Below are 16224 nucleotides of genomic sequence, written 5' to 3'. Positions count from 1 at the left end.
TGCTTTTGGTGAAACAAAGAGAGGTGCCTGCCGTCCAGCACAAGGTGAAATAAAGCCAAGGGGTCAGGTCCCTTGGCTCTTCTTTTCAAATAAAAGGTGCCTGACCCCCAGCACAAGGTGAAATTACATTCCAGTTACTATCCTGTGATGGAATCATCGTCCTGCTCGCCCATACTCTGGCATAGTTTTACTATTAGTCGGCATACTAGGTATAGCTCAACCTATTATTTACTTCTTCTAGAGACTTAGACTTTAATTTACTTATGTGAGGGATTTTCATGTTTGGGAAAAAGGAAAAAAAGCAGACACTTCAAAAAGGACAGCAAAACCTCTCACTTGGACTTTTAAAGGAGATTTTAGCCAATCTGGAGGACGCTGAAATTGTCGAGAGGAAAAAAAAAGAAGGTCACTGTTTCACCTTCATTTACATAAGAACTTTGATAAATCAGGAAAGAATGAATGAAGCTTTATTCGAACCAATACTCCATTGTAAAGATGAGTCAATCCAAGATTGTATTTCAACTGTTAAAGCAGAAGAAATTTTCACTTTGGGGGAAGCTGAAGAACAATTACTGGCTGGGTCCGTTATTATTATTGATTCACTTAAGAAACAATGGTGGAGTGTCCTTCTTACAAATAATGTGGGACGGTCAATTGAAACTTCTGAGACAGAAACAATATTATATGGGGCAAAAGACAGCTTTAGCGAACAGCTGGATACAAATATAACCCTTATTCGCAGAAGGCTTCCGGTTACAGAATTAAAGTCCGAAAAGTTAAAAGTAGGTACATTAAGTGAAACGACGGTTGTCCTCATGTATATGGAGGGCATAACAAATCCCGAGTTTGTATCGATTGCCAAAGAGAAAATTAATAAAATCGATTTCGATCTTTTTTTAGATTCTTCACAGATTGCTGCTTTTATGGAGGATCATCAGAACAGTGTATTTCCACAGTTCCAGCAAACAGACCGGCCGGATGTCTGTGCTTATTCTTTAGGAATTGGCAAACTGATTATTCTTGTCGATAATACGCCTTTCGTACTGATTGGGCCAGTTACATTCTTTCATCTCTTCCAATCACCAGAGGACTATATTAACCGCTGGCCAGTCGCCAGTTTCTTACGCACAATCCGTTATATCAGCTTTATTTTATCAATTACACTTATCCCGCTTTATGTAGCGCTGACTACCCATCACTATCAAATGCTTCCCCTGCAGATCCTATTTGTTTTAGTAGAATCGAGAAGTAAATTGCCGTTTACTCCATTTTGGGAAGCATTGCTCATGCTGATCATTCTCGAAATTATCAAAGAAGCCAGCTTGCGGATGCCGACTAAATCCAGTCAGACACTTGGTGTAATCGGAGGAATTGTCGTTGGACAGGCTGCGGTAGAGGCTGGCTTTGTCAGCAAAGTACTGATTGTGCTGCTGGGTGTATCAGCAATTGCTTCCTTCCTAGTTCCTAATTATCTCGTGACAAAAGCGAACACGATGATTCAATTTGTATTTTTACTCCTTTCTTCATTTCTCGGAGTATTTGGAATAGCCTTGGGGATGATTGTCATTTTGGCACATCTGAACAGTCTAACATCACTTAGGCAGCCTTATTTAGCCCCAGTAGCTCCTTTATACTGGAAAGATTGGAATGACCTATTTATCCGTGGCCCTTTAACAAAAATAAAAACCAGGCCCGACCATTTGCACACTTTCCAGAAATGGCGTTACAGCAAAAGGAGATGATCTTATGACATCTGTTTCTATAGAAAATAACGCATCTTCATTTAGTGGCATTTATGTGTTTTTTATCGCGAATCGGTTTCAGCTGATTTATTTTTTATATGTCATGCCAACTGTTTTAACCCACCCCTATATGATATGGGGTATTATTTTGGTGGGCATATTATCTCAATTAAATTTAATCTTGTTATCAAAATGGTTATCATCAGAGCATGCTTCAAAAGGATATGCAGGTTTTGTACATCTATTCGGACAATGGATGATACGTATTTTGGCAGCTGTTGGGATTGTTGTGATTGGAATTAAAGTAACGGTTTTCATTTTAGGATACGTTGAGATTATTCATCAATTTGTGTTTCCCTCCATGAGTCCAAATTGGCTGATTGTATTTGTCATGGCCGTTTGCTGCTATACAGCATCACTGGGAATGAATAATGCCATTCGTTTTTCCGTAATCTCCTTTCTCTGTTCCATATGGATGATCTTGTTTTATCATACTTTTATAACGTCGCCCATTGCCTCACTTCCCGACCTATATCCTTTAATTCCTGAAGATTGGTCAAATATTTCCTGGAAGGGCTTGCTGCTCATATGGTCATCTTTGTCCGGTCCGGAATATATCGTTTGTATCGCTCACTTATTGAACCCACGAGGCAGCTTTCTAAAATATTTTACATTTGCCAATACATTATCAGTGCTAGAATACCTGGTTTTATTTATTGCTTCTCTATTCTTTTTTGGATCCAAATTCTTAAGCTTAAGCAAATTTCCAATTGTTACGATGGCTAGATATCTTCAAACGCCAATATTTGAAAGAGTTGATATCATTTTGATATGTTTAAATATCTTCAATTTAGTGTTTGGGATTTCATTCTTGTTGCTTTGTTTCTATGGGGCTCTCCGCATTTTAGGGAAAAAGCTGCAAACCAATCATTCCAAATGGGGTATTCCAATCATCTGCATCATCGCGTCAGTATGGCTGATTGCCGCAAACAAATGGATCTGGAGAGAAGAATATCAAAGCATATTGCTTAACCTTGAAATAGGGTGCAGTTCCCTTACGTACCTTCTGGTCCCCTTATTCCTTCTTATTTTCAGCAGAATAAAGAGGGGCTTATAGAATATGGCATATTTTAAAAAATCTTTAGGGATGACTATTATATGCTGCGTAAACTTGATCACTGGGTGTTCTCCTTATGTGGAAAATAACGAAATTGAAGAAATTGCACCAGTGATTTTTTGGTCACTGGATGGCGCGGCAGAGGGAAAGCTTGAAGCAACCACTGTTGTACCTCCTTTAGTTCAGGAAAAAAAACGCATCCTGACCATGCAGGTAGACCTGCTGAAGCAAAGCGAAAAAGGCTTTAACCTAAGGTATTACAGAGAATTGAAGGTTGGACAGCTTCGGATAATGTTAGTTAATGAAGAGCTTGCAAAAAAAGGATTGCGGCCAATTATTAACACCATATTTACAGACCCTGACATTTCTCAGCGACTCTATCTCGTTATCATTCAGGGAGATTTTAAAGAATATATTAAGGAAGAAATAAAAAGCCAGAAAAACCTGGATTACTTCCTTTATCGCATGTTAAAGCACTACGAGAAAAAGCGGCAAGGCCAGCTGTCGATTGTAAATCTGCATCAATTCATGCAAAAGCTGTATTCCCCCTATTCTGATCCAATCCTGCCAGTGTTCAAGGCAGAGAATGGAAATTTCAATTATAAAGGTACAGCTATTTTTCAAAATGACAAGCTACTCTCTGTGGTTACTGATTCAGATGATGAAATCTACCAGCTTATAGCGAATGATTATTATTTAAAATACCTTCCCATACCAAAACTATCTGTTGTATTAGGCCATGTTCGCACAAATGTAGATGTCACCTTCAACCAGGACTTAACAGAAATGAATTTAAAAGTAGAGCTGAAAGGCAGAATAGATGAGTATCAAGGTGAAAAGAATCTTAATGATTTGGATGATTTAGCAGTGATTACGAGCGAAATTAAATCCCATCTTGAAGCCCAAACCAAAGCATTTCTGCAAAAAAACCAGGAGTGGCAAACCGACCCGTTAGACATTGGAGCCAGAACATTAACCCCTTTCTCAAGGCCGATAGAGAAAAAAGAGTGGAGGGAAAAATGGAGAACTCTGCAGATTAAGGTTAAATACAAGGTGGATTTAGAACCGTTAATAAATATTCACGAATGAAAAAGACAGCAGCCACCAATGAACAGTGCCCGGTTGACGGACAGTTTTAAAAAGCGCCTGGGAGGCTAGTAAACGGCCCCGTATTGCGGTTTAATGAAAGGCAGTATGTACCGTACTGAGGGTCAGGCACCTGATTATCTTAAGGTCTAACCTTACTAAAAAGTCCGAGAATTAGAACAGTGGAAACTGCTAGGTTAACTCTGAATGGAAATCACCTTTATTTTAACTTCACCTTCTCTCAAGCAGTCAACATAAATTATCTGCATTTAATGTTCCCTTGGAATTCAGAATAAACTAAATCCCCCTTAAAAGCTAAGGGGGATTTTTGCTGAACTGAGTACCTTTACCAGCGATTAATGCAGGAACAGGTGCCAATATTCATATTATCCAACTCTCGTATGAGGCTCCAGCTTCATCTTCCCCTTACGTTCCTTACGCTTCTTGCCCTCACCAGGCGGTTTAATGGTCAGCGCAATCACCAGCGAGACGATACACAATGCTGCAATAACAGTAAAGGTTGCCTGAAATCCTCCAAGTACAGCGGCTACAAGAGAGCCTGCTAATGCCCCGATTCCGAAGCCCTGGTATATCACGCCATAGTTCTTGCTTTGGTTCTTCAGTCCGAAGAAGTCTGCCACGATGGCTGGGAATACGGTGATGTTTCCGCCAAAGCAGAAGGCGATTGCTGCTACACAGGCGAAGAAGATCGGGAAGCTTAATGGAACAAAGCTTAAGACTGCGACTGCAATGGCCGTGACCAGCAGCGTTCCGCAAATGACTTCCATCCGGCCGATTTTATCTGACAGTGCCCCCAGGACGATTCGGCCTGTTGTATTAAAGATGGCCACCAATGCGACTGCGTTTGCCGCTGTAGCTGCATCCAGCCCGGCTAAGCTGACACCAATGTCTTTGACAATGCCGACCAGGTATAGCCCGCTCATACATGCTGTGAAGAAGATCACAAACAGCATGTACGCCTGCTTCGTCTTCAGCATTTCTTTAACTGTATAATCCTTTTGCTTTGATTCCGCTTTCACAAAACTGGCGGCTGTTTCTTTTGCTTCTTTTAGTAAAAATGAGCCGCCAACGACCATGACCAGGACGATAACTCCCCATAAGAGGAAGGCAGTTGAAACACCGAATGATGAAATAAAGCTGGCGTTCACATATTTGAAGATCAGGCTGCCTGTCCCAAATGCGCCGACGGAAATCCCTGAGATCAAGCCTTTTTTCTCCGGGAACCATTTGATCAGATTGCTTAGTGTTGTGATATAAGCTGTACCATCTGCGAAGCCTACGATCACTCCTGCAACGGCGTACAGCATCCATAAAGAGGATACCTGTGAGCTGAGGATTAACCCGGCCCCAAGCAATATTCCGGCCGCAGCCACTAAACGGCGAAGGCCCCATCTATCCTGCAGCTTCCCTGAAAACAGGGTCGCAAATGCTAAAGCAAAGCTGGTAATGGAAAAAGTAATGCTGGTTGCGCTTAATTCCCAGCCGAATTTATCGACTAGAGGCTGATTGAAAAGGCTCCACGTGTAAATGGTGCCCAGCCCCATCTGGACGATAATGGTGCCAATGATGATAAGAAGTCGATTTGCATTTCGTTCGTTCATGTCGAATCTCCTCTTTCTAAGCGGTTTCATAATCTCAAGCAGTTGTATTTATACTTGAATTCTACCGCTGAAAAAGGAAATTAAATCGCTTTCAGAACGAAATGCCTGATATTCGGAATGAGTGGTATTTACAAATGCATAATCTGCCGGAACGCTTTCGACTTGCTTCTGCTGACCGGAATTTCTGCCTTTACACCCTTCAGTTTCAGCACATATGTATTATTGAACCAAGGGACAATCTCATGGATTTTGGATAGATTCACACTATAGGAGCGGTGGCATCTAAAGAACATATCCTGAGGGAGGCTGTCATGGAATTCGGTAATCGACATTGGCATCGTATACTCTTCCGATTCTGTGTAAACCAGGGTGATTTTTTCACTTGCTTCTGCATAATAAATATCATTTACATCCGTCACGATGATATTTTCATTTTTCCTCAGATTAATCCGGCGATTTCGGTCCTGGGGAACCTCTTCCTGCGTTTGTCTGCCCTTTTGAAAGGCTGCTTCAAGCTTTGACAGCATAGCCGCAATCCTTTTTTCCTCATAAGGCTTTAAAATATAATCAAAAGCCTCCAGCTCAAATGCCTGAGCCGCATGCTCCTTATAAGCTGTCGTGAAAATGATATACGGCTTCTTCGCAAACTTGCTGATGCTTCCCGCCAGCAGCATCCCATCCAATGAGGGGATATTGATATCCAGGAAGATGGCATCCACTTCTTCCTCCTGAAGGAACTTCAGTACATCCAGCCCATCCTCAAAAGCAGCCACAATCTCAATATTGCTATGCGTATCCACTAAATATTCCAGCTCTTCCTTAGCCGGAATTTCATCTTCTACTATGATCGCTCTCATGATGGCTCCTTACTTATGTCAAAATAAACTTCCGTGCCTGGATTCAGCCTGTGAATTACCAGATCCGTCCCGTAAATCAGCTTCACCCGCTGATGCACATTGAAAAGGCCAATCTGCTTGGAGGAAACCTCCCCTTTGTGCAATCGGTCAATCACTTCCTGGTCGATTCCTTTTCCTGTATCCCGCACACTCACCCTAATTTTATCCTCAAATTCCTTAATGGAAATCGTCACGCTGCCAGGCCCTTTTTGTTTTAAAATGCCATGGACTACGGCATTTTCCACTAGAGGCTGAATCAGAAGACTCGGCAATTTCAAATGGAGATCGTCTATATCATAAACAACCTGAAGGCGTTCACCAAACCGCGCTTTTTCTATTTTAATATAATTCTCTACCTGCCCTAGCGCCGTTTGAACGTCAATCAGTTCTTCCCCGACTTCTAAATTATATCTCATATAGCCGGACAGACTGATGATCAGCTCCCTTGCTTTCTCAGGGTCACGCCTTGTTGTTGAGGCAATTGCATTAAGAGCATTGAATAAAAAGTGAGGATTAATTTTTGACTGCAATGCCCTTATCTCGGCTTTATTGGCTTCTTCTTTAATCTGCTCCACTCTTGAAACTTCCATCAAGGTAGAGATGATCTGCGCCAGTCCAATCGCCATCGTCTGCAGCGTATTTGTGATGGTATAAGCTTTGCTGTAATAAATTTTCAAGGTCCCTGTTATAATGCCCTGCTCTGATAGAGGAATAATCAGCAGGCAGTGAATCTGCGGTGTATGATGATCGGCAATATTGTTCCTGATCGTAATCTGCCCATTGCGTATCGTTTCTTTCGTCAGATCACTGATGATTTCCTGTCCAATCTTATACTTCTCTTCCCCATAACCGACATAGGCAAGAACATCCTTTGTATCTGTAATCGCAACGGCATCTGCCTTGATATCCTCTTTAATGATCCTGCAAATTGTCCGCAGCGATTCTCCGTTTATCGAGCGGAAATACGGCAGGGTCTTATTAGCGATATTAAGGGCCAGCTGGGACTGCTGGGCGGCAATCCGCTCTTTCTCCCCTTCCACACTCGCAATCATCAGGATGATCAGTCCGATGCTGACCTGCCCCAAAATCATCGGAATCCCGATCTTCGATACAATGGCGACACCCAATTCAAAGGAATCAGCCATTGCTAAAATAAGAATCATCGTCAGGATCTCGCAGAACATCCCGGCGATAATTCCATAAATCCATCTCCTGCTTTTTTTCATATAGACATGGATATAGCCAGCAGTGAACCCTGCCAGAATACTGGTGATCAGGCACGGAACAGAGGTCACCCCGCCAATATCAATCAAATAGCGGTGCACCCCGGAGACAATCCCCGTAACAATGCCGACCCACGGCCCAAACAGGATTCCTCCGGAGACAATAGCAATCGTCCGGATATTAATAATTGACCCTTCCACTTCAATCCCAGAATAGGTCCCAAAAAGGGCAAACACACAAAAAATCCCCGTCAGCAGCGACAGCTCTACCGGGGAATGATGGTCCCTCTGCAAAATCTCCTTAAACTTCGGCACCCTCGCCATAAAAAATAAAGTAATCAGCAAAAGTGCAGCCCGCTCGATTAACCGAATGAGCATTTCTAACTCAGATGAAGCGTACATAATGGTGTGTGGCCTCCTTGGTGCAAAAGTACTTATAAATAAATTCATGAAATAGATGGGGTATTTTGTATTCTTATCATTATTGGCTGGAAAGATGAGGATAATGCTATTTTAGGGGAAGAAAAAACACAAAGCTATTTTTGGGCTTTGTGTTTTTTAAAATATAATTAAAACAAAACCTTCTCTACTTGTGTTATGTTTCATATAACTTGGGATTTGATAAAGAGGAAAGGTATATCTACATCCAAATTAGCATTTATTAACTAGATACACTATATCAGTTTCTTTTATTTTCTTGCTGATATTAATTGCTACTTGAAATTTTTCTTTAGTTGCATCTATATCAGTAAATTCGTCATTGTTTATCTGTATTGAATTTATAACTGTAGAACTATATTTACCATCTTCTCTCATTAAGAAAAGTGTACTCCCTTTACTAATTATAACCCCTTCCAGTTCTATACCTAAAGTTTTATCGGAAAATATTCTTAATGGTTGACCAAGTAAAGTTATATTATCTCCACTTTGAACTAAATGAGGTATTGCTTGAATAGCTATTACCTCATTTAAACAATTAGCTAATTTCTCAATATAATCTACATATCTTGATAACTGTTCTAAATCGAGAATGTCGTTTTCTTCTGTTCCATGAGCAACTCTATTTCGGCGTTCAGCTAAATCGTTCAATAATTTGAAAGCTTCTTCTGGGCGTATATCTTCATTATCTAAGTAATCTTTAAATTGCTGGAATGACAATAATAATGAGGTTATATTCGATACTCCAACTGCACTGAAAAAAGCATTTATAGTTTGGTCTCTAAAATTATAATTATGTTGAGTAAACGCTTCTATATTTAGAGTATAATTTTTAAGTCCCTTGCAATTACTGCAGCTATACAAATTAGAAACAATTAATTCCTTCGTTATCTTGTCTTTATATTTTGGTAAACTTAAATTATTTATTAAATCAGCTGAAAACAGATAATGGTTATTTTTAATAGGCTCTGGTAAGTCATTATAATTTGGTATACTCTGAGATAAATAATCAATATACTCTTTTATTAAATTTTCTATAAAACTTTCTAACAAACCATAAAGCGAGACAATAATACTATTATAGGTAAAAACTTTATTTTCTTTCTTATAATAATCAATAAGCAACTGTTTGGTTTCCAAGACTAACTCCTCAACACTGGAGTCTTTGCCCTCTTTTTCGAATTTAATTATTTTTGTAAGTAAGGTACCATGGTTGTTTATTTCTTGGATGTAATCCCTTAGTCTTTTTATTTCTACTTCAAATTGATTATATGAATATCTCATAGAACACCCGTTATAAGTACTTCTTAAAGAAGGCATCGAATAGTTCTATTCTAGAAAGGACTTCCTGTTTTCCTGTATTCCGTCCACCAAACTGTTCATAGTTTTCTTTATAAAACTCTAGTATATCTACTCTTATTTCTTCTGATTTATCTAAAAGTGTTTCCTTATGCTCTAAATAGTTACTTAATACATACATTAGTGGGTCGAAAACGACTTTAGTCGGTCTATTATATACTGCCCATTTACCATTCCTCACTCTGTAGAGACAAAAAGCCTCTTCATCCAACAAGTTATATACAAACTCACTAGTTTCCTCAAATAGTTCACGATAATTTTCTAGTACCTCGTCACCTAATAGGTTACCTTCTTGTAAAAATAGATCTAAGAATCTTTTAAGGATAAGTCTATCCCACTGTTCAATGTGTCTGAATGCAAAAAAGCGTAATACAAGTTCAACATCATACATTTTTCTAAAAAGAGTATTCTCTGTAAGCTCTTTGGGAAGGTTTCCTTCTAATTCTTCCTGAGTCTGTGTGGGGATTCCCCACATCTTACAAAAAAAGCTATTTCTTGAAAGTCTAATACATAATTTATTTAATTTACCATTATAAAGAGCATTTCTTTTCTCTTGTTCTTCTAATTGTTCCCCACCACTATTTATTCTTTCAAAAACAAGTTGCTTTAATCGTTGTGCTTCCTCTTCTGATTTAGCTGTTTCTTTTAATAGTATCATTGATGAAAGATATCTACGGTCTATCCCTCTCTTGATTTGGGTGGGTAGTTGTGAATATCTAAGCCCGTTTAACTCACGCCACTCCTCTAATCCGTCTAGCTCAAATTTATCATTATAAAACTCCGTTAAAGCTGTTAGCCTTTGAAGGCCATCCATTACTTCATAAACCGAAAAGTCTATCTCATATAAAAAGATCGGTGGGATAGGGACATTCATAATAAAAGATTCAATTAATCTTGACTTTTTTTCTTCACTCCACCTATGCCTTCTTTGAAACTCAGGGTCCAAGATATAATCACTGCTCTCAACTATAGAGGGTACGGTAGTAAGTTGAAACCTCCCTTGTTCTGTTACTATTCTTACATCGCCTTTAGTGTACTTTTCATTAATTTCATCATGGTCTATTTCCCTTACTTCATCACTTAATTCTCTGTTAATGCTGATAACTTCATTTTCAAAAAAACTAGGCACTTTTTTAACCTCCTTATATTTTATTATTTTTGGCAATATTTATAATACTTCTCATGAAATCGTCAAGAATGAGGCCTGACCCTAACAAAAAATTTTAATAAGTCTATCCAAAGCACTTTCATACTCATTAACATTATATCTTTATTTAAGGGTGTGTGAAATCAGACATTTATTCAAAGTGTTTTTTTATTCTACAAAGGCATATTTAATTCAATAGAACGAAGCGCAGATGTTACTTCGTCTAACTTATCGCAGACATCTGAAACCGAATTATACAATCCTAATCCTTTTATATCCTCTAACTTATCATTAATATCTGTCAAGGAATTATACAGTCCATTTCCTTTTACTTCATCAATTGAGTGACCTAAATCCTTGATAGAGGAATTCATATCTTGAATCCCATCTCTTATCTCTTCCAATATACTAACTAACTCTTCCATGTTTATCCCACCTCTATAGATATTCAAAAATAAACCTTTAACATGTTGGTAAATTCAAATAAACTAATCATTGGCCAAATAAAACCAGTGAAAAAAAATATCAAGATATGATTCATTTATAACAGTTCCAATCCATAAAAATAGGAAATTAGAACAATATTCCACCAACTATTTCCATTATACCATGATATAATATATAGACGTAAATTCGATAATTGGAATTATATGTAGATTTTTAAGGAAGGATGTAAGAAAATGAGTTCTTCTACTTTAGAGAGGGATAAAACATCAAGGCTTTTTACCTACTTGAAGGAATTGTCTTTATTAAAAGCGCCATTAATTCGTGATATACAAAACTATGAAGACTATATTTTTCTTAATGAAATTCCAGATGAACTAAGTTGTATTTCTCCGCTATCAACTGATGTAACTGATATTTGGATTGAAATTAAAAAGCCATTGAAGCCAAATTTTCCATTACCCCCAAACTCAATTGAGAATTGGTTGTCACCATACTTTCAGAATAATGATATAAAAAAAGAACCAAGTTTGGTAGAGAGAATTACCAATCCTGAATATATAGAGAATGATGCTGGTGAAGCTTCTGAGCCTGAGAAAGAGTCTCCATACTTATATTTAAAAGATTTCCCACAAATATTAAATACATTTAAATATTATAAGACAGGAAAATGGGAGCCCTGGAGAGAAGAATTTATTCGATTTGAAAAGGTTCAGAGCATATATACTAAACTATTTTCCTTGTACCAAAAGCAAAAGAAACTGGGTGAGCAATATGAGTTAATGATAGGAGTAGGATTGTTAAATTGGAAAACTCCTGATAACCAGCTTGCTCATCGACATGTTTTGACTATCCCTTGCTCCTTTCAATTTAACGCTAATGATGGAATTATTAGGGTTTCGCCACCACCAGTAGGAACCAAAACTGAGTTAGAACAGGATATGCTTGAATTAGAGATGCGTCTAGATAATAAGGCTCTAGTCTCTATTAAAGAGAAAATAGAAGATTTAGACACGAGTTTTTGGGACAAAGAACTCTTAGATTCAATATGTAGGTCATTTGCATTTTCATTATCAGCAAATGGCACATATAAAGAGAATGAATTGAGCAATAAAAGGGACACAACAACTGAACCTGATATTTTATTTAGCCCCGCACTTATACTTCGTAAAAGGAATGAAAAGGGTTTTCAGCAAGCCTGTACAAAAATTATTGAGAGTGTAAAAGGTTTAGAAAATCATATCCCTGAAGGAATAAAACGCATATTTGAAGAAATCGATGACTATCAAGAATTAGAAAATCTTTCTAAGGATGCTGCCAAAAACAGTATTAAAGCAGATTCTACTATATATTTCCCACTAGAAGCCAATGATGAACAAAGAAAAATCATTGCGAACTTAGAAACTCGGAATGGTGTACTGGTTCAAGGCCCACCAGGAACCGGTAAGAGCCATACAATTGCAAATTTAATTTCTCATTTACTCTCTTCGGGAAAAAGGGTTCTGATTACGAGTGAAACTGCAAGAGCCTTAGGAGTATTAAAGGATAAAATCCCTGACGCACTTCAAGATCTATGTGTGAGTCTCCTCGGAGCAGATTCAAAGTCATTCAAGGATTTAGAGAAGGTTGTCCAAATTATTTCTAATAAAAGAGATACTTGGGATCAAGAGCGTGCTATTAATGAAATTACTCAGCTTTCTAATAACCTTAAAAATATGAAAGAGAGTAGAGCATCAATTCAGCAGCAACTTAGATCAATTCGTGAAAAAGACACTTATAATCACAATTTTTTAAATGGTGCTTATAAGGGAACCGCACAAACGATTGCTAAATCTATTAATGCTGATTCAGGAAAGTATAATTGGTTTAAAGACAACCTTGAAATGGATACAGTGTGTCCACTATCAAAACAGGAATGTTTTGAACTAATAGATTTACTAGAATTGCTGAATGATCAGGTACAAGAACAAATACAATATTCTATTCCATCTTTGGATGTTCTGGATGCTCCAGACTTATTTAAGCAGAACTCCATTCGCGAAGAGACTATTCTAAGAGAATTAGAGAAGTTTAAAAAGCCTGAAAAAGAAAGAACAGATCAATTTAAACACATAAGTGTGGAAAAGCGGAAAGACTTAAATAATTTACTTAGAGATTTGGCAAAAGTTTTGAAAGAAGTTAATCGAAAAGATGAAGACTGGCTTCAATCTGCATTGCTAGATTTACACCAAGCAAGATTTAGGCCATGGGAAGATTTTCACAGTCAAATCATTGGTTCGATAGAAATGATAAGGCCATTGGCTATAAATCATAACTTAAAGGAGATTACTGGAGCTGAGGATATCCCCCCTTCTCAGTTATTATCTGATGCAACCCAACTCCATGCTCATTTTAAAGAAGGAAAAGGATTAGGGATGCCCTTATTACGTCCTAAAGTGGTAAAAGATGCATGGTATATAGTAAAGGATGTACGGATTGATGGGCAAAAGTGTGATTCTTTAGAGTCAATTAGCTTGTTAGAAGAGACAGTAAAAACTGATCAAACCCTCAGGAAAATAGAACAAGTCATTCAGGATCAGTTAAAGGTTGAATTGAATCCTATTCAGTCTCGCTCTTTAAGTTTGGCCAGGATAGAAGATATTATGGCACCTTTTAATCTTCTATTATCTATTAAGCGAAAAACAGACACAATTCAAGAGGAATATAATGAAGTACCGTTTATCATCGAAAGTCCATTGAATGAACAACATGTTTCCACTCTATTGGATTTTTTAGAATCTATAAGCCTAAACGAAGAACTTAAGCAAATTAAAAAACACTTCCAGCAGTTTATTGAGAGAATCGAAAAATCAGTCGATGTGAGTGAAAAACACACTTTAGTAGATGATTTAGTTGAAGCAGCTATATTAAGAAATACAGAAAGATATTCAGAGTATCATACAAAGTTGATAGAACTCGATGACTATGGAAGAAAAAGCCGAAGATGTGAAGATTTATTACATCGTTTAAGAGCGGTGTTGCCTAAACTATACTCAGACCTAGTTGAAACATTTAAAGTGCATACATGGACAGAGAGATTTAATCATCTGGAAAATGCTGTGGACTGGGCTAAGGTAAATACATGGCTAACGCAATTTTCTCAGACCAGCGACAAAGAACTCTCAGGTCAGTTAGATGATTTAGATAATCGGATAAAAGAAACGATTACTAATTTAGGAGCTATTAAAGCCTGGTTCTCTACTTTAAGTACTATGACAGAAGGACAGCGTCAGCATTTGCTTGCTTGGACTACCTCAATGCGAAAAGTTGGAAAAGGTACCGGAAAGAACGCACACATCCACTTAAAAGATGCCCAAAAACATATGTCAGAGTGTAGGGATGCAATCCCTGCCTGGATTATGCCGTTATATCGTGTTTTCGATACATTCGATATGGAACCAAACCTTTTTGATGTAGTAATTATTGATGAAGCTAGCCAATCAGGTCCTGATGCAGTAATTTTACAATATATAGCTAAGAAATTAATTGTTGTTGGGGATGACAAACAAATAAGCCCTGAGTATGTTGGCATGAAACGTGAAGATGTTCAATATTTGAGGAAACAGTATTTAAGTGACTTCAAACTTGCGGATATGCTGGATATTGAAAATTCCTTCTTCGATCTCGCAAATGTATTGTTCGGAGGGCGAATTACCCTTAGGGAACATTTTAGGTGTATGCCGGAAATCATTGAATTCTCAAATAGAGTAAGTTATTCAAATACACCTCTAATGCCTTTAAGGCAATACCCACCAAACAGATTAGAACCGATTAAAAATGTACACGTGCCAAAGGGCTTTAGAGAGGGATCTGGGTCTAAGGTGATGAATCGACCAGAAGCAGAAGCTCTAGTTGCTCAAGTTAAGGCATGTATTGAAAATCCATTGTATAAGGGTAAATCAATGGGTGTTATCTCTTTGCAAAATGAAGGACAAGGGCAACTGATTGAGAGGCTACTAGTAGAGGAAATTGGGACAGAAGAAATTGAAAAAAGGAATATCATTTGTGGCGATGCTTACGCATTCCAGGGAGATGAGCGCGATATTATGTTTTTAAGCATGGTCGCTGCACCTGGACAAACCGCTATGAGAGCAGTGACAACAGAAAAAGATAAACGTAGATTTAATGTTGCAGTGAGCCGTGCAAAAGATCAGCTATGGCTTTTCCATACACCAACATTAAATGATTTCCGTAATAAAGACTGCTTGCGTTATCAACTTATCTCTTACTGTGAAAATCCAGATAAGAAAATTCTAGAATCCAATCGTGCTCTTTGCGAAAGTGATTTTGAGCGTTCAGTCTTCGATCAAATAACAGCAAAAGGATACAAAGTTATACCTCAGCATGAAGTCGCAGGTTATAGAATAGACATGGTTATTGAAGGTGAAAAAGGAAGAATAGCTGTTGAATGTGACGGGGATGAGTGGCATGGTCCAGATAGATATGATTATGATATGAACCGTCAAAGAATCCTTGAGCGATGTGGTTGGAAATTCTGGAGAGTGCGCGGAAGTGATTATTATTACAATCCAGAAAAGGCAATCTCACCTTTATGGGACACCTTGAAGTATTATGAAATAGAACCAATAGGAACCCAGGCAAAAAATATGGATTCTAAACCACAATTAGTTTCGAATCATATGGAAGATACGGAAACCAATAACCAAATGTCCGTGACTAACAAAATCCAATTTACTTTTGATGAATTGGTTGATCCTAAAACTCCCGAGAGGAACGAGCAGGGATTTGAGCCTGTCCTCTTAATGCCAAAGCCAGATTTTGAGCAGGAAAATGTTCATAAAATCCTATCCAGCATCGAGACAGAGAATAAACTAGATATAACACAAAAACTTACTTCTCCGAAAAACGGAATAAAGGAATTTTTGGAAAGTAAGGGTCTCGAAGTGATAGATAAGCGGAATAAAGGTGGAGCACTCTGGGTTCTAGGAGGACAAGAGTTATCTCCTCTGATAGAAGAGTTGAGAAAGGATAATATCGTTTTCACATTTGCTTATAACGGTAGTAAATCTACTGACAAAAGACCTTCTTGGTATACTTCTTATCTTGAATAAGTTAAAGAGGACTTAACCTTACATGGATAAGTCCTCTTT

General features: G+C 38.0%; 10 protein-coding genes. 4 read left to right on the top strand and 6 right to left on the bottom strand.

The window, feature by feature from the left end:
- Nucleotides 1–278: 278 nt before the first annotated feature.
- The 3 genes from FZD51_RS18815 to FZD51_RS18805 are packed head-to-tail and all read left to right on the top strand — an operon-like array spanning nucleotide 279 to nucleotide 3948.
- A complete protein-coding gene (locus FZD51_RS18815) occupies nucleotides 279–1742 on the top strand; it encodes a spore germination protein (protein WP_148976169.1) in 1464 nt (487 codons plus the stop codon).
- A 4-nt stretch (nucleotides 1743–1746) separates the two neighbouring features.
- Complete coding sequence (locus FZD51_RS18810) at nucleotides 1747–2859, top strand: GerAB/ArcD/ProY family transporter (protein ID WP_148976168.1); 1113 nt, start codon at nucleotides 1747–1749, stop codon at nucleotides 2857–2859.
- A 3-nt stretch (nucleotides 2860–2862) separates the two neighbouring features.
- Nucleotides 2863–3948 (top strand): Ger(x)C family spore germination protein, encoded by a 1086-nt coding sequence (locus tag FZD51_RS18805; protein WP_148976167.1) that lies wholly within the window; start codon nucleotides 2863–2865, stop codon nucleotides 3946–3948.
- 383 nt (nucleotides 3949–4331) lie between these two features.
- Here FZD51_RS18805 and FZD51_RS18800 read toward each other — a convergent pair whose 3' ends face one another.
- From FZD51_RS18800 to FZD51_RS18775, 6 genes are all read right to left on the bottom strand, one after another.
- Nucleotides 4332–5567, bottom strand: coding sequence for an L-lactate MFS transporter (locus FZD51_RS18800; RefSeq protein ID WP_148976166.1), 1236 nt, complete (start codon nucleotides 5565–5567; stop codon nucleotides 4332–4334).
- Between the two features lie 128 nt (nucleotides 5568–5695).
- Nucleotides 5696–6424: a LytR/AlgR family response regulator transcription factor gene (locus tag FZD51_RS18795; protein WP_148976165.1), complete on the bottom strand. Its 729-nt coding sequence runs from the start codon at nucleotides 6422–6424 to the stop codon at nucleotides 5696–5698.
- Nucleotides 6421–8088 carry a sensor histidine kinase gene (locus FZD51_RS18790; RefSeq protein WP_148976164.1) on the bottom strand — a complete coding sequence of 556 codons (1668 nt, stop codon included), beginning with the start codon at nucleotides 8086–8088 and terminating at the stop codon, nucleotides 6421–6423. Before FZD51_RS18790 ends, FZD51_RS18795 begins: the two co-directional genes overlap by 4 nt.
- 249 nt (nucleotides 8089–8337) lie before the next feature.
- Nucleotides 8338–9408 carry an MAE_28990/MAE_18760 family HEPN-like nuclease gene (locus tag FZD51_RS18785; RefSeq protein WP_148976163.1) on the bottom strand — a complete coding sequence of 357 codons (1071 nt, stop codon included), beginning with the start codon at nucleotides 9406–9408 and terminating at the stop codon, nucleotides 8338–8340.
- Nucleotides 9409–9418: 10 nt separating this feature from the next.
- A complete protein-coding gene (locus FZD51_RS18780) occupies nucleotides 9419–10612 on the bottom strand; it encodes a DUF262 domain-containing protein (protein ID WP_262380991.1) in 1194 nt (397 codons plus the stop codon).
- A gap of 191 nt (nucleotides 10613–10803) precedes the next feature.
- On the bottom strand, nucleotides 10804–11055 hold the full coding sequence (locus tag FZD51_RS18775; protein ID WP_148976162.1) for a hypothetical protein: 252 nt from the start codon (nucleotides 11053–11055) through the stop codon (nucleotides 10804–10806).
- A gap of 255 nt (nucleotides 11056–11310) precedes the next feature.
- Here FZD51_RS18775 and FZD51_RS18770 point away from each other — a divergent pair, with 255 nt between their 5' ends.
- Nucleotides 11311–16185 carry an AAA domain-containing protein gene (locus FZD51_RS18770; protein ID WP_148976161.1) on the top strand — a complete coding sequence of 1625 codons (4875 nt, stop codon included), beginning with the start codon at nucleotides 11311–11313 and terminating at the stop codon, nucleotides 16183–16185.
- Nucleotides 16186–16224: the final 39 nt, after the last annotated feature.

Origin of the sequence: Bacillus infantis (assembly GCF_008180445.1) — a bacterium.
Taxonomy (GTDB): domain Bacteria; phylum Bacillota; class Bacilli; order Bacillales; family Cytobacillaceae; genus Bacillus_AB; species Bacillus_AB infantis_B.
This window is presented reverse-complemented; position numbering and strand designations above follow the sequence as displayed.